Source organism: Streptomyces sp. NPDC051561, from assembly GCF_044454195.1.
Classification (GTDB): Bacteria; Actinomycetota; Actinomycetes; order Streptomycetales; family Streptomycetaceae; genus Streptomyces.
This window is the reverse complement of the sequence record NZ_JBITDM010000014.1, coordinates 31,140-49,003: the sequence shown is the minus strand read 5'-3', so window position 1 is coordinate 49,003 and position 17,864 is coordinate 31,140. Positions and strand designations below refer to the sequence as shown.

Sequence of the window (17,864 nt, the reverse complement as noted above, 5' to 3'; positions counted from 1 at the left end):
GGCGCGGCTTTCTCTGGTTTCCGGCGGTACGGGGGAGGGGGTGGTCAGCGGGAGCTGCGGGCGTCGTGGCGGTGGGCCAGGGCCTCGTACGAGGCGGCCAGGGCGGGGGCCGCACGGTCGTAGGTCCGCTGCGCCACCCCCACGAACAGGCAGTCCACCACCAGGAGTTGGCTGGTCCGGCTGGACATCGCGGCCGGGCGCAGCTCGCTCTCGCGGGCGGTGGAGGTGGTGAGTATGTGGTCGGCGTACTGGGTGACCGGGGCGCCGGGCCGGCCGGTGATCGCGATCGTGGTGGCACCGTGCTCGAAGGCGACCCGGAGGGGTTCGATGACGTCGGTGGTGCCGCCGGAGTGGGTGATCGCGATCGCCACGTCGCCCGCGCGGAGCTGGACGGCGTTGGTGACGGCCAGGTGCGGGTCGGTGTGCGAGTGCGCGATGACGCCGATCCGCAGGAGTTTCTGGGCGAGGTCCATGCCGACCAGGGAGGAGGCGCCGACGCCGTAGATGTCGACGCGGCGGGCGGCGACCAGGGCGTTGACCGCGGCGCCTAGTTGCACGGTGTCCAGGCCGGCCGCCGTGTCGGCGAGGGTCTGCTGCTCGTCGTGGGCGAGCTTGGCGACGACGTCCCCGATCGGGTCGTCGACCGCGATGTCGGCGGTGACGGCCGGGGCGGCCCCCGACTGCTGGTGTGCGGCGAGGCCGGCGAGGGCGAGGCGGAGGTCGCGGTAGCCGGGGTACCCCAGGAGGCGTGAGGTCCGTACGACGGTTGCCTCGCTCGTCCCGGTGAGCTCGGCGAGACCGGTCACGGTGAGCGCGGCACAGCCCGCCGGATCACCCGCGACGGCCTCGGCGACGCGCTGCATGGAGCGGGTCATGGAGGGGGCGAGGGTGCGGACCTTGGCGGCCAGGGCGGCGGGAGCCGGGGCCTGGACCGGGGCAGGAGCCGGGGCCTGGGCCTGGGCCGGGGCAGGAGCCTGGGCCTGGGCCGGGGCCTGGGCCGGGGCGCGACTGGAAGTTTCCTTCACTACTTTGCTCACATCTGAAAGGTATTTTCAGAGCGGGGTTCGGTCAAGGGGCCCAAAGTCACGGCTTCACCGGGTTCCACCGGGTCGCGCCGGTCGCGGGACAATGGAACGCATGGACCACACCGATCCCACCGGCCGCCTTGAGCAGGCCCTGCACACCGCCCGCGCCCTGGTGATGACCGACCTCACAGCCCGCGACGTGGCCGAGGCCCAGATCGTCTCCCTCGTCGAGGACGCGGTGGCGCACCGCAGGTGGTGGGTCGAGCAGTGGCCCGAGGGCGTCGACTTCGTCACCGGCCTGATCGCCCAGGACGTCCAGGACGCCCTCCTGGAGGAGTACGGCCGCTGGCCGCTGTGCCCGGTGTGCGAGGACCCGCACGCCCTGGAGGTCGAGCCGGAACTGGGCGTCGACCCGCACTGGGTGTGCACCAAGCAGGTGGTGGTGGTGGCGCCGGTCGGGGGTCTGACCTCATGGCCGTCTACATAGACCCGCCGACCTGGCCCGGCCACGGCCGGATGTGGTCGCACCTGGTGAGCGACGTCTCCTACGACGAACTGCACGCCTTCGCGGCGGGCATCGGCTGCCCGCCGCGAGCCTTCGAACGGGACCACTACGACGTCCCCGCGGAGCGCTACGGGGACGCGGTGGCGGCGGGAGCCGTGGAGATCGGCAGCAAGGAACTGGTGCGGAGGATCACCGGGGCGGGCCTGCGGCGAAGGAAGTTCGGCGGCGGGGCGCCGGGGGCGACGGCGCAGGGCGGCTGACACGGGGTCCCCGCTCCCACTCGCAGCCCACCCCCGTCCCCTACTCCTGCTTCCTGGCGTCCAGAAGCTCCCGATAGCGCTCCATGGTGCTGCGGAGGGACTCGTTCATCAGGGCGAGGAGTTCGGCGGCGGTCACGAAGCGGGCACCCGCCGGGGTGGTGGCCCCGAGGATGTCGGCCCCGCGCTGCGACTCGGCGACCAGGGCGTCGTTCGTCCGCGTGGCCGCGAGGAGGGACCGGAACCAGAAGTCGTCGTCGACGGCGTAGTGCTCGCGCCGCACGCCGGGGGCCCGTTCCCGCCGGAGCATGCCCTGCTGTTCGAGGAAGGTGACGGCGTGTGAGACGGACGCCGGGCTGATCCGCAGCCGCTGGACGAGATCGGCGGCGGTGAGGGTGCCGGTGTCGGTGATGTAGAGGCAGGCCATCACCCGGGCCATCATCCGGGGGAGCCCCTGGAGGACGAGAATTTCGGTGTACGACTCGGTGAAGCCCCGCACCGCTTCGGGGTCGCGGCCGTGGCCCGGGTCGGGGGCCGGTGGGGCGGCGGGCCGGCCGGCGGGCTGCTTGGCGCGGCGGGCGCGGTGCCGGGTGGCCTGCTCGGCCCGGCTCGCGGCGTAGCCCCCGGTTCCTCCGTTACGGGTGACCTCCCGCATCACGGTCGAGGCGGGGCGCCCCAACTGCCGCCCGATCTCCGCGTATCCGAGCCCTTCGGCGAGCCCTTCGGCGATCTGCCGGCGGTCCTCGCCGGTGAGCCTGCCTCCTGGCATGACTGCCGGTCCCCTCTCGGTCGACGTACCGGACATCCGGGTTCGGGAGCGTATGCCCTCCTCGGCAGTATGCAAGCGCCTGAAGTCCCATTGCAATACGGGTCGACGCGTCTTTGCGTTCACCTCCATTTTCATTGCAATGCTAAGCCAACTAACCCTGTAATTCCGCAAATTCGCGCGTCAAAGTGCGTTGCGGGATTGGTAAACGCAATGTAGCTTCCTACTCGTTCAGTGATTCCCGAACAGCCTGCGCCCGCCTCGGCGGTCGTCGATCAAGGAGCTTCATCATGAGCAAGGGCAACGGCGGTTTCTCGGAGACCGGGCTGCGCAAGATGCGCGACGTGCTGGCCGGGCACGTCGACTCCGGGAAGATCCCCGGGCTGGTCGCACTCGTCAGCCGGGGCGGCGAAACCCACGTCGAGGCACTCGGCACCCTGCACCACGAGGGCGGCGCCCCGATGCGCCGCGACACCATCTTCCGGATGGCGTCGACCTCCAAGCCGGTCGCGATGTCGGCCGCTCTGACCCTGGTCGACGACTGCCGGATCCGCCTCGACGACCTGGTCGAGCAGTGGCTGCCCGAACTCGCCGACCGTCAGGTCCTCAAGAGCATCGACGGCCCGCTGGACGAGACCGTCCCCGCCCGCCGCCCGATCACCGTCCGCGACCTGCTCACCTCCACCTTCGGCCTCGGCATGGATATGACCGCGCTGGGCACCCCGATCCTGAACGCGATCTTCGAGCAGGGCCTCACCCCCAACCTCCCCACCCCGATGCCCGGCCCGGACGAGTGGATACGCCGCCTCGGCACCCTGCCCCTGATGCACCAGCCCGGCGAGCGCTGGCAGTACCAGATCAGCGACGACCTGATCGGCGTCCTCGTCTCCCGGGTCACCGGCAAGACGTACGGGGAGTACCTGAGCGAGCGCGTCTTCGGCCCGCTGGGCATGGTCGACACCGGCTTCCACGTACCCGACGAGAAGATCGACCGGCTGCCGACGCTCTACGCCCCCGACGCGCAGACCGGCGAGTTCCACGTCTGGGACGAGGCCAAGGGCGGCCGCTGGAACGTGCCCCCGACCTTCCAGGGCGGCGGCGGTGGCCTGGTCTCCACCGCCGACGACTACCACGCGTACTTCCGGATGCTCCTCAACGGCGGCGTGCACGAGGGCGAACGCATCCTCTCCCGCCCCGCCGTGGAGCTGATGACCACCAACCGACTCACCCCCGAGGTACAGGCCGCCCGTCACGCCATGGCGGTCAACAACGTCCACATCTCCTTCGGCCAGGGCCAGCACGGCGGCTGGGGCATGGGCATGGCCGTCCGCACCTATCGCGGCGACTACGCCCCCGTCGGCCAGTTCGGCTGGGACGGCGGCGCGGGCACGTCCACCTACTCCGACCCCTCCAACGACCTGACCGGCATCCTCCTCACCCAGGTCGGCATGACGACCCCCGACTCGGCCCGCGCGTTCCACGACTTCTGGACGACGGTGTACCAGGCGATCGAGGACTGAGACGGGGCCCGGGGGCCGGAGGTGGCGGGCACGGCGGAGGGCCCGCCTCCGGGGGGGGCGAACCGAGGTAGGGATACCCCCAGGGTTATTTGTGTGTCTGGGGACACCGGGCTTCGGCGGGCTGTCCGGATGGAGGAAAGGATCACGGTTGCACAGGCTGAGCACGTACGAAATCCCGAACAAGAGGACCTTCCGTGTTCAGTCTGAAGAAGTCGTCGCGCCGTCGTACGGCACGCACCGTTGCCGTCGGTACTCTCGCGGCTGCCGCCTGTGTCACCCTCATGGCCGGCAGTGCCGGTGCGATCGTCAATGGGAGTGATTCCAGCGAGAGTTATCCGTTCATGGTGACGATCCCGGAGTCCTCACCGAAGAACGGAATTCTCGACGGCACCTGCGGAGGGTCGCTGATCGACCGGCAGTGGGTGGTGACGGCGGCTCACTGCGTGAAGGGTGAGATCGAGCTGGAGGGAACCGTACGGATCGGCAGCGACCACCGGAAGTCCGGTGGCACCGTGCGCGGGATCGACCGGATCCTGGTCCATCCCGGCTATGCCAACGGGGAGGGCAAGACCTCCAACAAGGACGACATCGCGCTGATCCGGCTGGACCGGCCGGTCCGCCAGAAGCCGGTCGCGATCGCGGCGGACGCGGGGCGGCCCGGCACCGCGACCCGGCTGCTCGGGTTCGGCACCACCGTTGACGGCGCGTTCAAGTTCGCGGAGCGGTTGCAGGAGCTGAACACCCGTAGGGCCGGCGTCCTTGAGTGTGCGCCCGGCTTCGCCGACGCTGCCCGGCTGTGCACCGTCAGTACCGTGCCCAAGGCCATGGCGTGCTTCGGCGACTCCGGCGGCCCGCAGGTGAAGAAGGGGAGGGGCGGGCGCTGGGAGCTGATCGGCGTCACCTCGGGCCCCGGCGCCCCGGGCGTGCCGTGTTCGCAGGGGCCGGGGGTGTATGCCAGCGTGCCCGCTCACGCGGGGTGGGTGGCGAGGACGATGAAGAGCAATGCCGTGGCGGAGGGTCGTGCGGGTGCGGGTGCGGGTGCGGGTGCGGGTGCGGGTGCTGGGGCCGGTTCCGGTTCGGGGTCCGGTTCCGCTTCCGGCCCGGACTCCGGCTCCGGTTCGGGGGCCGACCTTGCCGAGACCGGTGCTGGTGATCATGCTCCGGTGCTGGCCGGGGTCGCTGCCGGGCTCGTTCTCGCGGGTGGGGGAACTGTCGTCGGACTGCGTCGGCGCAGGGCACGTCACTCCGGCTGAGGGGCCGGCCGCCTCTCAGCCTGCTGGTGGCCCGTCCGGCGTCAACGGCTCTTGCGCTTGGCGGGCTTTGCGGGCTTTGCGGGCTTGGCCGCCGGGGGCGGGCCGGGCTGCTTGGGGCTGGAGGCGGAGGGGCGCTTGGGCGAGGTGGCGGAACTCTTCTTGCGGGGCTTCTTCATGGGGCCGATGGGGCCCACGTGCGTGCCGGGGTGGGTGGCGCCGTCCTGGAGGAGGACCGGGCCGAACTCCCAGGGGAGGGTGGCGCTGTGGGTCTCGTTGGGCGGGGTGATGACCAGCTTGGTGGCGCGGAGCTCGGACTCGGGGGCGTTGCCCTGGGCCGAGTACGGGAGGTAGGTGAGGGAGAAGGAGGCGGTGGCCTTCGGCTGGAGGGTGGTGGAGCGGGGCTTGCTGGTGGTCTCGCGGGCGAGGGACCAGGTGCCGTCGGGGAGGGTGTCGGTGGGGGCGCCGACCAGGTCCACGCCCGGGTAGCCGTTCAGGGTGCAGGGGGCGGTGGATTTGTTGGTGAGGTTGATGACGACCTCGTGCTGGACGTCGTCCTGAGCGTCGGTCCGGTCGCCGGACCGGCCGTCTTCCTGCTGGGTGCCGCTGCCCGGGGCGACCGCGAAGGTGAGGCCGGAGGTCTTGCAGGGGGCGGACGCCGCGATGCCGCCGCCGCCGATTCCGCCCGAGTCCGCCGCTCCGCCGGGCGCGGAGGGGGCGTGGGAAGGGGCGGAGGAGGCCGGTGGGGCGGGGGTGCCGGTCGCCTTGTCGGAGGTGCTGCCGCAGGCGGTCGCGGTGAGGCCTGCCGCCAGAACGGTGGCGAAGAGTGGGGCGGTACGGCGGAGGCGGCGCATGGTGCTCCTGGGGTTGAGCGGGGGCTGGTGCGTGGGTGGGACGAGGTGCGGGCCTCTGCCTATCGCACAAATGTGGTGTGGATGTGGGGAGGAGCGGGGGCGATGGGGCGAGGGTTACGGAAGTGGTGGGCGATGGGTGGGGTGCGACTCCGTCGGGCAAGGGGGCCGTCGGCGGCGGGACAGGGAGCGGCCCCCGTCCCAGGGGTGGGGCGGGGGCCGCGGTGTACGCGAGGGGGAGGGGGGCTACTGGTGCGCGAGGTCCTGGTGGGGGGTCTGCTTCGGCAGGGGGGAGGAGGCGATCAGGCGGGAGGTGGTGTCGGTGCGTTGCCAGCGGAGTGCGAGGAGGGTGAGGGCGACGGCGACGACGGTCATCGAGGCGCCCGCCCAGGCGGTGGAGAGGAAGCCCCAGCCCGCGTCGATGGTGGTGCCGCCGAGCCAGGGGCCACCCGTGTTGCCGAGGTTGAAGGCGGCGGTGGTGGTGGCGCCGGCCAGGGTGGGGGCGGCGCCCGCGACGTTGAACATGCGGGCGTTGAGGGCCGGGGCGGTGAAGAAGGCGGAGAAGCCCAGGGCGAAGGAGAGCGTGACGGCGACCGCGGCGGTGGAGCCGAAGAGGGCCAGGGCGACGAGCAGCACCGTGGAGGCGCTGATGCCGCCGATCAGGACGCCGAAGGGGCGGGCGTCGGCGACCATGCCGCCGACGGTGGTCCCGACCAGGGCGCCGACACCGAAGAGGCCGAGGACCCAGGGAACCCACTGGGAGTCCAGCCCCGCCACGTCCGTGAGGAGCGGGGAGAGGTAGGAGAAGGCGCAGAAGACACCACCGGCGGCGAGCGCGGTGATGGCGACCGAGACCAGCACCTGGCGGTCGCGGTAGATGCTCAACTCGCGCTTGAGCTGCGGCCGTTCGGCGGGCAGGGGGATCCGGGGGATCAGGGTGACGACGCCCACGAGGGCGACCGCGGAGGCCGCGCCGACCGCCCAGAACGCCGAGCGCCAGCCGAGGTTCTCGCCGAGGAAGGCGCCGACCGGGACACCGAGGACGTTGGCGATGCTCAGACCGCCGATCATGACCGCCATCGCGCGGGCCCGGGAGGTGACCGGGACCATGGCGATCGCGACGGCCGCGCCGACCGCCCAGAAGCCCGCGCAGGCGAAGGCGCTGATCACGCGGGAGGCGAAGAGGAGCTCGTAGGTGGGGGCGAGCGCGCCTGCTACCTGGCCGAGACCGAAGACCGTGATCAGGGCGATCAGGGTGGTGCGGCGGGGGAGGCGCAGCGTGGCCACCGCGAGGAGCGGGGCTCCGATCACCATGCCGATCGCGAAGGCGGAGATCAGCAGCCCGGCCTGCGGGATGGAGACGTCCATGTCGGCGGCTATCGGCGGCAGCAGCCCGGAGAGCATGAACTCACTGGTGCCGAGTGCGAAGACGGCGAGACCGAGCATGTAGACCGCGAGCGGCATACGCGCGCGGGTCTGCGGGGCCTTCGGGGCCTGTGAGGCTGATGGGGTCAGCGAGGCCGGTGGGGTCTGCGTGGGGCGCGGATGGGCGGGCGGCTGATCGGAGGAGGGCATAGCAGTGTTCAACAAGCTGCCGAACACTGCCATTCCCGTACTGGTCGATCGCCCAAATCAGCCACTTGGCGATGCTTTCAACTCCCTTGATGCATAAGCGCCATACGGACGGTAGAGATATGGATCATGACGACTACGGAATCCGACATCCGCGCCGCCGAAGAAGCGATCCGGGCCCTGGGAGCCGCTCTCGCCGGGATCGGGCTGCAGCTCCCGTCGCTCGCGCTCGACCCTGCTTCGTGCGCCCGTGACGTGCCCGCGCCGCTCATCGACCTGGGGCGGTGCGACGTACGGACGGCTCAGCTGCTGGCCTCGGCGCTGCGGGAGGCGGGGCCGGTGGTGGGTCGGGCGGGAGGGCCGGTGGTGGGGCCGGTGATGGGGGGTGCCTCGAAGGAGTAGGACACTCGCGCGAGAGCGTCCTACTTCTTCGAAGGGTGTACCGATGAGCGCGAGTGTGTTCAATGTGGCGATCGACTGTGGGGACGCGTACGCGCTGGCCACCTTCTGGAGCGAGGTTCTCGGGCACCCGGTGGACGAGGGTGACCGGCCCGGCGACGAAGCCGTCAGCATTCCGCTGCCCACCGGCATGAACCTGTACTTCGCCGAGGTGCCGGAGCGTAAGGGCGGCGCGGCCTCGAAGACCGTGAAGAACCCGGTCCACCTCTGCCTCCGGCCCGATGAGCGGCGGGACGACGAGGTGGACCGCTACCTCGGCCTCGGCGCCACCCTGCTCGACGACCGGCGCAAGCCCGACGGCGGGGGCTGGGTGGTCTTCGCCGACCCGGAGGGCAACGAGTTCTGTGTGCTGCGCAGTGCGGGGGAGCGGGCCGCAATGGAGGGATGAGGGGGCGGGCGAGGGGGGATCACGGCGTGAGCAGGCCCAGCTCCGTGGTGAGGTTGCGGCGGGCCGCGTCCTCCCAGTGCTTGGCGCCGTACGGGGTGCGGAACAGGCGCGGGAGGGCGAGGAGGTGGGTCAGTACGGCGGCGCGGCCCGTGCGGAAATCGGGGTCGGGGACGAAGGCGTACTCGGCACGGACCGCGGACGCGTAGGCGGCGTACGCCTCCGGGGGTGCGGCCAGGATCGCCAGGTCGGCGTCGCAGAGGGCCTCGCCGTTGGTGTCCTCGGGGTCCGGGTCGTGGGTGACGGTCAGCCGCACCAGCCGGGCCACCTCGGCGGTGGCGTCGGCGCTCAGGCCCAGCTCCGGCAGCGCGCGCTCGGCGAGACGGGCGGACCGGTCCTCGTTGGTGTCCCGGTCGGGAAGGTAGACCGCGTCGTGGAACCAGGCGGCGAGGCGCACCAGGTCCGGGTCGGCGGCGTGGCCGGCCAGGGTGTCCAGGTGCGCGAGGACCGCGGCGAGGTGGGTGACGGTGTGGTAGTGCCGCTGGGGCTCCGACCAGCGGGTAAGCAGATTCGCCGCGTACGGGGCAGGGTCGGCGGCCGGGGGTGACGGCGCCGCTGCGACCGCCGTGACCGCCGCGACCTCCGTGCCCGCCGCCGTGGCCTCCGCGTGTGCCGCGCCCGCGCCCGTGCCCGCGGCCGGGGGCCGGCGGAGGGTCTCGATGGTGGTGTTCCACCGGCGGAGCAGTGCCGCCTCGTCGTGCGGCGTCGTCATGCGGCTCGTCATGCGGCTAGTGTGCCGCGCCGCGGGCGCCCCGCGAATCCCGGGCCGCCCGTATGTACGCCCGTACCAGCGGACGGACGTCGTCCTTGCGCCAGGCCAGCGCGAAGCAGGACGGGGTGATGCCGTGCACGGGGACGGTCACCACGTCGCCACGCAGCAGCAGCGGGGCGTTTCCGGTGGCCACCAGCACCACGCCCTGGCCCGCGACCAGTGCCTCGTACGTCTCGTCGGGGCTCGCCACCACGGCACCGATCTTCGGCGGTGTGCCGCGCCGGGCGTCCGTGGCCAGCCAGTAGTCGCGCAGCGGACCGGCTGAGGGGGGCAGCGCGAGGAAGGGCTCGTCGAGGAGTTCGGCGAAGTCCACCCGGGCGCGGTCCGCCAGGGGGTGGGCGGCGGGCAGTGCGACCAGCCGGGGATCCTCCGCGAGCGTCAGATGGGCGAAGCGCGACTGGTCCGGCAGCGGCAGCCAGACGAACGCCACGTCGCTCGTGCCGTCCGCCAGCCCCGCCGACGCGTCGGACCAGTCGACCTGGTGCAGGGACAGCGTGGTCGTGGGGTGCTCGGCGGTGAAGCGCGAACGGATCGCCGGGAGCATGCCGCCACGGCCCGGGCTGGTGCTCATGCCGATGCGCAGCAGCGAGGCCGCCGAGGTGCGCAGCGCCTCCAGTGCGGAGATCCCCAACTGCCATTGGGTGAGTGTCTGTTCGGCGTACGGAACGAGGGTTTCGCCCGCCGGGGTGAGCGCCACCTCGCGGCGGTCGCGGGTGAACAGCTGCACGCCCAGCGTGCGTTCGAGCTGGCGTATCTGTTTGCTCAGGGCCGGTTGTGAGATGTAGAGCGACTCGGCGGCTCCGGTGAAACTCAACTCCCGTGCCACGGCCAGGAAATAGCGCAGATCGCGGGTGTGGGCATCGACGGGGGAGTGCATAACCGATGGCTATCACGAAGAGTCTTGGACGCGGTACGCCGGGTTGGCCGAGCATCGTTTTCACGGCGAGCGGGCCCGACGGCGGGACCGCCCCACGAGCGACGAGAAGGAATCACCTCATGAGCAAGGTCTGGCTGATCACCGGTGCGGGCAGCGGCTTCGGGCGCGCGATCACCGAGGCCGCGGTGGCAGCGGGCGACACGGTCGTCGCCACCGCCCGCCGTACCGGAACCCTGGACGAACTGGTCGCCGCCCACCCCGGACAGGTCGAGGCGGCCCACCTCGATGTCACCGACATCGCGGGCATCGACCCGGCGGTGGCCGATGTCATCGACCGGCACGGCCGGATCGACGTCCTGGTCAACAACGCCGGTCGCACCCACGTCGGCGCCGTGGAGGAGACCGGCGACGCGGAACTGCGCTCCCTCTTCGAGGTGCACTTCTTCGGCCCGGCCGCCCTGGTCCGCGCCGTACTCCCGCACATGCGTGAGCGCCGCTCCGGGGCGATAGTGCAGCTCAGCAGCATGGGCGGGCAGATGTCCTTCGCCGGCTTCGGGGCGTACAGCGCCACCAAGTTCGCCCTGGAGGGGATGAGCGAGGCGCTCGCCGACGAGGTCGCGCCGTACGGGATCAAGGTGCTGGTCGTCGAGCCGGGGTCCTTCAGAACGGGCCTGTTCGGCGGGTTCAGCGCGAGCGGTGAGACGGCGGCGTACGCGGAGAGCGTCGGGGCGACCCGGCGGATGATCGAGGGGAGCAACGGGGTCCAGCCCGGCGACCCGGCGAAGGCGGCGGGCGCGATCCTGGCGGCGCTGGACGCTCAAGTGACGCCGTTGCGGCTGCCGTTGGGCCCGGACGCGGTCGATGCCGTGCTCGGGCACCTGGACGGGGTGCGGGACGAGGTGCGGGCTTGGGAAAAGGTGGCGCGGGACACGGCGATCGAGGAGTGAGTGGCTCTAGGTTGGCGCGTATGACGACACATGAAGAGGGTGCGGGGGTTCCGGGGGCGGTGCGTGACGCGGGGCTGCCGGAGAGGTTGCTGCACTCCGAACTGGGGCCGTTCCTCGACCTGTTGAGGTCAAGGGCGACGGACGAGGACTTCGCGATACGGACCTGCTGTCCGGGGTGGTCGGTGCGGCATGTGGTCGCGCACTGCTCGGCGGCGCTGAACCGGGTCCTGGAGGTGCGGTACGGGAAGGGGGTCTTCTCCCCGGAGTCCAACGACCGTGACATCGCGGAGCGTGCGGGGTGGCCGGTGGGCGCGCTGCTCGACGAGCTGGAGCGGGGGTACCGGGAGGCGGGGGCGGTGATGGGCGCCTGGGAGGACGGGGCGCTGGACGGGATCGCACTGGGGGAGTGGACGCATACGGGGGATGTGCGGGAGGCGTGGGGGGTGGATGGGGCGTATGGGGGGCCCGGCGCCCGGCCCGCGGTGGAGTTGCTGGCCAGGCTGACGTACGTACGCAAGTTTCCCGCGCTGCAAGCGGAGTTGACCGATCTGGGGGAGACGGTGCGGTTGGGCGGGGAGGGGGAGTGCGCGAGGTATGCCGGGGACGTGCCGACGCTGATGCGGTTGTTCTCGGGGCGGCCGTTGACCGGGACGCGGTACCGGCTGGCCGGGGTGAAGGAGGCGGAGCTGGTCTTCTTCGACTAGGGGTACGGACGGGTTTGACCAGGGGTACGGAAGGGGCGGCTCCCGGGACCGAAGTGGTCCCGGGAGCCGCCCCGCACTGTCGCGAACTCCCATGTCAGGAAGCCGCCTTGAACCTCCTCAGGCGCAGGCTGTTGCCCACGACGAAGACCGAGGAGAAGGCCATGGCCGCGCCCGCGATCATCGGGTTGAGCAGGCCCATCGCCGCCAGCGGCAGGGCTCCGACGTTGTAGGCGAAGGCCCAGAAGAGGTTGGACTTGATGGTGCCGAGGGTCCTGCGGGAGAGGCGGATGGCGTCGGCTGCGGCCCGCAGGTCTCCCCGTACCAGAGTCAGGTCACCGGCCTCGATGGCCGCGTCCGTCCCGGTGCCCATGGCCAGCCCCAGATCCGCCTGGGCCAGTGCCGCCGCGTCGTTGACGCCGTCGCCCACCATGGCGACCGAACGGCCCTCCGCCTGAAGGGACTTGATCACGTCGACCTTGTCCTCGGGCATGACCTCCGCGATCACCTTGTCGATGCCGACCTCGGCGGCGACGGACTCGGCGACCGCCGTGTTGTCACCGGTGAGCAGGATCGGCGTCAGGCCGAGCGCCTTGAGCCGGCGGATGGCCTCCGGGCTGGTGTCCTTGACCGCGTCGGCGACGGTGAGAACGGCGCGGGCCTCGCCGTCCCATGCGACGGCGATGGCGGTACGTCCGGCCGCCTCGGCGTCCGCCCGGACGCGTTCCAGCCCGGCGGGAAGGGCCATGGACCAATCGGCGAGGAGCCTGGTGCGGCCGACCAGGACCGCGTGGCCCTCCACGATGCCCTGGACCCCCAGGCCGGGGAGGTTCGCGAAGTCCTCGGGGGTGGGGAGCTTGCCGGTCTTCGCGACCGCTCCGGCGGCGACGGCCTGGGCGATCGGGTGCTCGGACGCGTTCTCCAACGCACCTGCCAGACGCAGGACTTCGGACTCCTCGACGCCGTCCGCCGGGTGCACGGAGAGCAGGGTCATCCTGCCGGTGGTGACGGTGCCGGTCTTGTCGAGGACGATCGTGTCGACCTTGCGGGTGCTCTCCAGGACCTCCGGGCCCTTGATCAGGATGCCGAGCTGGGCGCCGCGGCCCGTGCCGACCATGAGAGCGGTCGGAGTGGCGAGGCCCAGGGCGCAGGGGCAGGCGATGATCAGTACGGCCACGGCGGCGGTGAAGGAGGCGGTCAGCCCGGCCCCGCTTCCGAGCCAGAACCCCAGCGTGCCGAGGGCGAGCGCGATGACGATCGGGACGAAGACCGCGGAGATCCGGTCCGCGAGCCGCTGAGCTGCTGCCTTACCGTTCTGGGCGTCCTCGACCAGTTTGGCCATCCGGGCGAGCTGGGTGTCCGACCCGACCCGGGTGGCCTCCACCACGAGACGCCCGCCCGCGTTGAGGGTGGCACCGGTGACGCTGTCGCCCACGGCCACCTCGACCGGCACGGACTCACCGGTCAGCATCGACGCGTCGACGGCCGAGGAGCCCTCCACGACCTTCCCGTCGGTGGCGATCTTCTCGCCGGGCCGTACCAGGAAGCGGTCGCCGGTCTTCAACTCGCCGATGGGGACGGTGACTTCGGCGCCGTCGCCGCGTACGAGGGTGACGTCCTTCGCGCCCAGGTGCAGCAGGGCCTTGAGGGCGGCCCCCGCCTTCCGCTTCGACCGGGCCTCGAAGTAGCGCCCCGCCAGGATGAACGCGGTGACTCCGGCCGCCGCCTCCAGGTAGATGTTCCCGGCGCCGTCGCTGCGGGCGATGGTCAGCTCGAAGGGGTGCGTCATGCCGGGCGTGCCCGCCGTACCGAAGAACAGCGCCCACAGCGACCAGAGGAACGCGGCCGAGGTGCCGACCGAGATCAGGGTGTCCATGGTCGCGGCGCCGTGCCGGGCATTGGTGAAGGCCGCCTTGTGGAAGGGCCAGGCGGCGTACGTCACGACCGGCGCGGCCAGCGTGAGCGACAGCCACTGCCAGTACTCGAACTGGAGGGCCGGGACCATCGCCATCGCGATCACCGGGACGGCGAGGACGGTGGCGGTGAGGAGGCGCTGGCGGAGCGAGGTGAGGGCGGGGTCGGCGGGTTCCTCCGCGTCCTGGCCGGCCGGGTTCTCCTGCTGGACGGGAGCCGGCTCCTTGGCGGTGTAACCGGTCTTCACGACGGTGGCGATCAGGTCGGCGACCTCGGTGTTCTCGCGGTCGTACTCGATCCTCGCCTTCTCGGTGGCGTAGTTGACGGTCGCCTCGACGCCGTCCATCCGGTTGAGCTTCTTCTCGATCCGGGCGGCGCAGGAGGCGCAGGTCATGCCGCCGATGGCGAGTTCGACACGGGCGGGCGCGGGTGCCGCCGGTGTCGGTGCCGGTGTTTTGACGGTCATGACCACTCCCCTTGAGGTGACGGGCCGGTTTGGCTTCGTGCGGGTGCCGGCTTACCCCCTAGGGGTATCGGCTGATGGGTTCATGTATACCCCCCTGCCCTATGGGATGCAAGCGTTCGCAGATACCCCCTGGGGGTATTTTCGGAAGAGGCGTGGTTGATCGCACCCGGCGCGGGGGTGGTGCGCCCCAGACGTAGGGGAACTAGTCTTGATATTGGACTAGACCAGGCGAGATCTATGGCGATCTACGGCGAAGGAAACGGAACCCCATGAGTGAGCGTGCAGTCCTGGAGGTGATCGCCCTCAGTGCCGAGGACGCGGTCGCGGCCCAGTCCGGCGGTGCCGACCGGCTCGAACTGGTCACCGACATGGCCGCGGACGGGCTGACCCCGCCCCGCGAGACCTTCGCCGCGATCCGCGCCGCCGTGGACATTCCACTGCGCGTGATGCTGCGGGCGGCGGACGGCTTCTCCGCCGGGACCCCCGGGGACGTGGACGCGCTGGTCGCGGACGCGCGGGCGCTGCGGGCCGAGGGTGCGGACGAGTTCGTCCTGGGCTTCCTGGACACGGACGGCACCGCGGACCTGGTCACGGTGGAGCGGCTGGCGGCGGAACTGGAGGGGTGCCGGTGGACGTTCCACCGGGCCATCGACCGGGCGGCGGACCGGGACGCGCTGCGGAAGTCGTTGGCGGACCTGCCGGGGCTGGACACGTATTTGACGGCCGGAGCGGCGGAGGGTGTCGACGCCGGGCTGTCGACGCTGCTCACCGAGGCGGCGAGGGCCGGGGAGCCGGGGTACGAGCCGCAGGTCCTGGTCGGTGGCGGGCTGAGGCTGGACCACCTGCCGATGCTGCGCGCGGGCGGGATCAACGCGTTCCACATCGGGGGCGCGGCTCGCCCGGAGGGCTGGGCACAACCGGTTTCGGCACGCGCGGTGGGCGAGTGGAGGGCCATGCTGGACGCCTGAGGGAGCACGGCCGCGCGGCCGTGACCAGCAAGAACGGCGATACGGCCCCGCGCCCCCGGAAGGGGCGCGGGGCCGTCTTCCGTCAGCCCTCCAGCGCCGCCGGCAGGGGCTCGCTGTGCCGGATGGTGAGGCCCGAGACGGCCCGGGTCAGCGCCACGTAGAGGCGGCGCAGGCCCGTGCGGTCGTCGGGCTCGGCGGCGACGACCGCCGCGGGCTCGTCGAGGACGACGTAGTCGTATTCGAGTCCCTTGGCGAGGGACGCCGGGACGAGGGTGAGCCGGGAGGCGGCGGTGGTCTCCTCGCCGGGCGACAGATGAGTGTGGCCGGCCGCGGCCAGCGCCCCGGCGAGGGCGGGGATACGGGCGTCCGCGGCGATCAGGCCGATGGAACCCTCGTGGGTGAGGGACTGCTCGCAGGCGGCGACGATGGCGGAGTCCAGGTCGGCGGGGTCCGGGACCAGCTCGACGGACATCGCGCCGGGGCTCTCGCGGACGGAGGTCACCGGGGCGAGACCGGGCGACATGTGGGGGAGGAGCCGGGAGGCGTAGGCGATGACGTCCCGGGGGACTCGGAAGCCCGCGGTGAGCTCCTCGACGACGGCGTCGGACTTGCCGAGATGGGTCAGAGCCTCGGGCCAGCTGTCGGTGGCCCACGGGGTGGTGCCCTGGGCCAGGTCGCCGAGGATGGTCGCCGAGCCGGTGCTGCACCTGCGGCCGACCGCGCGGTACTGCATGGGGGAGAGGTCCTGGGCCTCGTCGAGCACCACATGGCCGAGGGAGTGGGTGCGTTCGACCAGGTCCCGGGCCTCGTCGATGAGTACGGCGTCGGCGGCCGACCACTTGGCGGAGCGGGTGGAGCGGGCGGGCTTGGGATGCAGGACGGTGCGCTGCTCGTCCGGGGTCAGGATGCCCTCGGCATGGGTGGCGAGGAATTCGGGATCGGCGAGGAGGCGCAGGACGAGCTTCGCCGGGTCGACCGGTGGCCAGATGACCTTGACCGCCTGTTTGACCGCCGCGTTGCGCGCCACCGCGTCCTGGACGCGGTCGTCGGGGGCCTCCCCGGCCTCCTCCATCCGCACCAGGATCTGGTGCGCGATACGGCGCGGAAGTGCCTCGCGGGCCGCACCGTAACGGATCTCCCGGGCCTGCAACTCCCGGACGATCTCTTCGAGTTCGTACGCCGCGACCCGCCAGCGGCGCGACCCGCGGACCACCACGACCGGCTCGGTCGGCATCGTGACGTGCGAGCGGAGCGCCCGGCGCAGCACCTGCGCCATCCGGGCGTCGCCCTTGATGACGGCGGCGGACGCCTCGTCGGCCCCGCGGATTTCGAGGATCACGCCCTCGCCGGTGGTGGTGACCAGGTCGTCCACCGTGGCCTGCTTCACCTCCAACTCGCCCAGCGCCGGAAGGACTTGCTCGATGTAGTGGAGGAAGGACCGGTTGGGTCCGATGACCAGGGTGCCGGTGCGGGCGAGACGGTCGCGGTGGGCGTAGAGCAGGTAGGCGACACGGTGCAGGCCGACGGCGGTCTTTCCGGTGCCTGGACCGCCCTGGACGCAGACCGAGCCGGACAGCCCGCTTCGTACGATCTCGTCCTGCTCCGGCTGGATCGTGGCGACGATGTCACGCATCGGGCCGACGCGCGGACGCTCGATCTCCGCCTGGAGGAGCTTGCTGGTGAGGGGGTCGTCGGCGGCTGACGGGTCGGAGAGGTGCTCGTCCTCGTACGCCGTCAACTCGCCCGACGTATAGCCGAACCGGCGGCGCAGCCCGACGTCCTGGGGGTCCTTCTTGGAGGCGCGGTAGAAGGGCTGGGAGACCGGGGCGCGCCAGTCGATGACCATCGGGTCGCCGTCGGCGTCGTGGACGTGCCGGCGGCCGATGTAGAAGCTCTCGCCGGGGGTGCCCTCGGCCATCTCGGCGCCGACCGTGTGCAGGTAGTCGAGGCGGCCGAAGAAGAGGGGGGTGTGGGAGAGGTCCGCGAGGGCCTTGATGCGGTCCTCGATCTGGGCGGTGAGGACGACGGCGTTGACCCAGTTCGCGGTGACGTCCTTGATGTCGAGGTTCTCGACGTCCTCGCGCATGGCGCGCAGGGCGGCACGGGACGCGGCGAGGTGGGCGCGCTCCCGGGACAGGGGGTCGGTTTCCCCGGCGGTACCGGGATCCCCGGCGGTACTGGGATCGGTGCTGCCAGTAGTGCTGGGGTTGGTGGCGTGCGCGGGCACGGTGAAGCCTCCGGCTGGGTGAGCAGGCCGGGCAGCCGGGTTCCTTGCGGCGGCCGGGGTCCCGGCGGGCTCCGCGCGAGGACGCGGGGCGGGCCGTGAACCGGGGCGGCCGGGTGTGCGGCGCGGCTCGGCGGGGGGTCACGTACTGACTGCCGCCCGGTTTCCGGCCGGGCGACGCGCGCGCTCCCTGGGAGGGAGGCGGGGGAGGGGAAGATCCTAGCCGGGGAGAGGAGTGCTGGCGAGTGCAATTCCGAGGGGGCCGTGAGGTGGGGGCGCGGCCCCGCGCCCCGCCCCACCCCCGCGCACCGCGCCGTACGGCACACTGGAGGTTTGACCGCCCGC

At 71.9% G+C, this 17,864-nt stretch carries 17 protein-coding genes and 1 pseudogene; 10 read left to right on the top strand and 8 right to left on the bottom strand.

The annotated features are described in order from the left end of the window. Positions 1 to 44: 44 nt before the first annotated feature. Positions 45 to 908 (bottom strand): MurR/RpiR family transcriptional regulator, encoded by an 864-nt coding sequence (locus ACIA73_RS27065; RefSeq protein ID WP_399441501.1) that lies wholly within the window; start codon positions 906 to 908, stop codon positions 45 to 47. Positions 909 to 1,137: 229 nt separating this feature from the next. On the opposite strand from ACIA73_RS27065, the gene ACIA73_RS27060 reads away from it, so the two are divergent. Together ACIA73_RS27060 and ACIA73_RS27055 are read left to right on the top strand one after the other, a co-directional pair. Next, positions 1,138 to 1,512 carry a hypothetical protein gene (locus tag ACIA73_RS27060; RefSeq protein WP_399441339.1) on the top strand — a complete coding sequence of 125 codons (375 nt, stop codon included), beginning with the start codon at positions 1,138 to 1,140 and terminating at the stop codon, positions 1,510 to 1,512. Further along, a complete protein-coding gene (locus tag ACIA73_RS27055; RefSeq protein ID WP_399441338.1) occupies positions 1,497 to 1,790 on the top strand; it encodes a DUF4031 domain-containing protein in 294 nt (97 codons plus the stop codon). Before ACIA73_RS27060 ends, ACIA73_RS27055 begins: the two co-directional genes overlap by 16 nt. Before the next feature lie 40 nt (positions 1,791 to 1,830). Here the strand turns inward: ACIA73_RS27055 and ACIA73_RS27050 are convergent, their stop codons facing one another. Continuing rightward, complete coding sequence (locus ACIA73_RS27050; RefSeq protein WP_399441337.1) at positions 1,831 to 2,556, bottom strand: helix-turn-helix domain-containing protein; 726 nt, start codon at positions 2,554 to 2,556, stop codon at positions 1,831 to 1,833. 287 nt (positions 2,557 to 2,843) lie between these two features. Here ACIA73_RS27050 and ACIA73_RS27045 point away from each other — a divergent pair, with 287 nt between their 5' ends. From ACIA73_RS27045 to ACIA73_RS27035, 3 genes and pseudogenes are all read left to right on the top strand, one after another. Next, entirely contained in the window at positions 2,844 to 4,073 is a 1,230-nt protein-coding gene (locus ACIA73_RS27045) for a serine hydrolase domain-containing protein (RefSeq protein WP_399441336.1), read from the top strand. 194 nt (positions 4,074 to 4,267) lie between these two features. Continuing rightward, positions 4,268 to 5,066 (top strand): annotated as a pseudogene (locus ACIA73_RS27040) (S1 family peptidase); the annotation flags it as partial. After that, on the top strand, positions 5,066 to 5,326 hold the full coding sequence (locus ACIA73_RS27035; RefSeq protein ID WP_399441500.1) for an LAETG motif-containing sortase-dependent surface protein: 261 nt from the start codon (positions 5,066 to 5,068) through the stop codon (positions 5,324 to 5,326). The pseudogene ACIA73_RS27040 and the gene ACIA73_RS27035, both read left to right, overlap by 1 nt. A 41-nt stretch (positions 5,327 to 5,367) precedes the next feature. Here the strand turns inward: ACIA73_RS27035 and ACIA73_RS27030 are convergent, their stop codons facing one another. Together ACIA73_RS27030 and ACIA73_RS27025 are read right to left on the bottom strand one after the other, a co-directional pair. Continuing rightward, complete coding sequence (locus ACIA73_RS27030; protein WP_399441335.1) at positions 5,368 to 6,177, bottom strand: DUF4232 domain-containing protein; 810 nt, start codon at positions 6,175 to 6,177, stop codon at positions 5,368 to 5,370. A 243-nt stretch (positions 6,178 to 6,420) separates the two neighbouring features. Beyond that, positions 6,421 to 7,638 (bottom strand): Cmx/CmrA family chloramphenicol efflux MFS transporter, encoded by a 1,218-nt coding sequence (locus tag ACIA73_RS27025; protein WP_399441499.1) that lies wholly within the window; start codon positions 7,636 to 7,638, stop codon positions 6,421 to 6,423. Positions 7,639 to 7,875: 237 nt separating this feature from the next. On the opposite strand from ACIA73_RS27025, the gene ACIA73_RS27020 reads away from it, so the two are divergent. Next, positions 7,876 to 8,148, top strand: a complete 273-nt coding sequence (locus ACIA73_RS27020; RefSeq protein WP_399441334.1) for a hypothetical protein — start codon at positions 7,876 to 7,878, stop codon at positions 8,146 to 8,148. Between the two features lie 43 nt (positions 8,149 to 8,191). Continuing rightward, the gene (locus ACIA73_RS27015; RefSeq protein WP_399441333.1) at positions 8,192 to 8,593 is read left to right on the top strand and encodes a VOC family protein; all 402 of its coding nucleotides are present in this window, start codon (positions 8,192 to 8,194) and stop codon (positions 8,591 to 8,593) included. Positions 8,594 to 8,612: 19 nt separating this feature from the next. Here the strand turns inward: ACIA73_RS27015 and ACIA73_RS27010 are convergent, their stop codons facing one another. Together ACIA73_RS27010 and ACIA73_RS27005 are read right to left on the bottom strand one after the other, a co-directional pair. After that, positions 8,613 to 9,374 (bottom strand): hypothetical protein, encoded by a 762-nt coding sequence (locus ACIA73_RS27010; protein ID WP_399441332.1) that lies wholly within the window; start codon positions 9,372 to 9,374, stop codon positions 8,613 to 8,615. A gap of 4 nt (positions 9,375 to 9,378) precedes the next feature. Then, on the bottom strand, positions 9,379 to 10,299 hold the full coding sequence (locus tag ACIA73_RS27005) for a LysR family transcriptional regulator (RefSeq protein WP_399441331.1): 921 nt from the start codon (positions 10,297 to 10,299) through the stop codon (positions 9,379 to 9,381). A 119-nt stretch (positions 10,300 to 10,418) separates the two neighbouring features. On the opposite strand from ACIA73_RS27005, the gene ACIA73_RS27000 reads away from it, so the two are divergent. Beyond that, positions 10,419 to 11,246 (top strand): oxidoreductase, encoded by an 828-nt coding sequence (locus tag ACIA73_RS27000; RefSeq protein ID WP_399441330.1) that lies wholly within the window; start codon positions 10,419 to 10,421, stop codon positions 11,244 to 11,246. Positions 11,247 to 11,266: 20 nt separating this feature from the next. Next, on the top strand, positions 11,267 to 11,950 hold the full coding sequence (locus tag ACIA73_RS26995; RefSeq protein WP_399441329.1) for a maleylpyruvate isomerase family mycothiol-dependent enzyme: 684 nt from the start codon (positions 11,267 to 11,269) through the stop codon (positions 11,948 to 11,950). Between the two features lie 94 nt (positions 11,951 to 12,044). Here the strand turns inward: ACIA73_RS26995 and ACIA73_RS26990 are convergent, their stop codons facing one another. Then, the gene (locus ACIA73_RS26990) at positions 12,045 to 14,327 is read right to left on the bottom strand and encodes a heavy metal translocating P-type ATPase (RefSeq protein WP_399441328.1); all 2,283 of its coding nucleotides are present in this window, start codon (positions 14,325 to 14,327) and stop codon (positions 12,045 to 12,047) included. 269 nt (positions 14,328 to 14,596) lie between these two features. On the opposite strand from ACIA73_RS26990, the gene ACIA73_RS26985 reads away from it, so the two are divergent. After that, positions 14,597 to 15,295, top strand: coding sequence for a copper homeostasis protein CutC (locus tag ACIA73_RS26985; protein WP_399441327.1), 699 nt, complete (start codon positions 14,597 to 14,599; stop codon positions 15,293 to 15,295). An 82-nt stretch (positions 15,296 to 15,377) separates the two neighbouring features. Here the strand turns inward: ACIA73_RS26985 and ACIA73_RS26980 are convergent, their stop codons facing one another. Then, positions 15,378 to 17,522, bottom strand: coding sequence for a HelD family protein (locus ACIA73_RS26980; protein ID WP_399441326.1), 2,145 nt, complete (start codon positions 17,520 to 17,522; stop codon positions 15,378 to 15,380). Between the last annotated feature and the right edge of the window lie 342 nt (positions 17,523 to 17,864).

Excerpts from the sequence above, each read along its gene's own strand:
- ACIA73_RS27060 (WP_399441339.1), top strand. The coding sequence starts at position 1,138 with ATGGACCACACCGATCCCACCGGCCGCCTTGAGCAGGCCCTGCACACC.
- ACIA73_RS27025 (WP_399441499.1), bottom strand. The coding sequence starts at position 7,638 with ATGCCGCTCGCGGTCTACATGCTCGGTCTCGCCGTCTTCGCACTCGGC.
- ACIA73_RS27055 (WP_399441338.1), top strand. The coding sequence starts at position 1,497 with ATGGCCGTCTACATAGACCCGCCGACCTGGCCCGGCCACGGCCGGATG.
- ACIA73_RS26985 (WP_399441327.1), top strand. The coding sequence starts at position 14,597 with ATGAGTGAGCGTGCAGTCCTGGAGGTGATCGCCCTCAGTGCCGAGGAC.
- ACIA73_RS27020 (WP_399441334.1), top strand. The coding sequence starts at position 7,876 with ATGACGACTACGGAATCCGACATCCGCGCCGCCGAAGAAGCGATCCGG.
- ACIA73_RS27050 (WP_399441337.1), bottom strand. The coding sequence starts at position 2,556 with ATGCCAGGAGGCAGGCTCACCGGCGAGGACCGCCGGCAGATCGCCGAA.
- ACIA73_RS27000 (WP_399441330.1), top strand. The coding sequence starts at position 10,419 with ATGAGCAAGGTCTGGCTGATCACCGGTGCGGGCAGCGGCTTCGGGCGC.
- ACIA73_RS27035 (WP_399441500.1), top strand. The coding sequence starts at position 5,066 with ATGAAGAGCAATGCCGTGGCGGAGGGTCGTGCGGGTGCGGGTGCGGGT.
- ACIA73_RS26995 (WP_399441329.1), top strand. The coding sequence starts at position 11,267 with ATGACGACACATGAAGAGGGTGCGGGGGTTCCGGGGGCGGTGCGTGAC.
- ACIA73_RS27045 (WP_399441336.1), top strand. The coding sequence starts at position 2,844 with ATGAGCAAGGGCAACGGCGGTTTCTCGGAGACCGGGCTGCGCAAGATG.
- ACIA73_RS27015 (WP_399441333.1), top strand. The coding sequence starts at position 8,192 with ATGAGCGCGAGTGTGTTCAATGTGGCGATCGACTGTGGGGACGCGTAC.
- ACIA73_RS27030 (WP_399441335.1), bottom strand. The coding sequence starts at position 6,177 with ATGCGCCGCCTCCGCCGTACCGCCCCACTCTTCGCCACCGTTCTGGCG.
- ACIA73_RS27010 (WP_399441332.1), bottom strand. The coding sequence starts at position 9,374 with ATGACGAGCCGCATGACGACGCCGCACGACGAGGCGGCACTGCTCCGC.
- ACIA73_RS26990 (WP_399441328.1), bottom strand. The coding sequence starts at position 14,327 with ATGACCGTCAAAACACCGGCACCGACACCGGCGGCACCCGCGCCCGCC.
- ACIA73_RS27005 (WP_399441331.1), bottom strand. The coding sequence starts at position 10,299 with ATGCACTCCCCCGTCGATGCCCACACCCGCGATCTGCGCTATTTCCTG.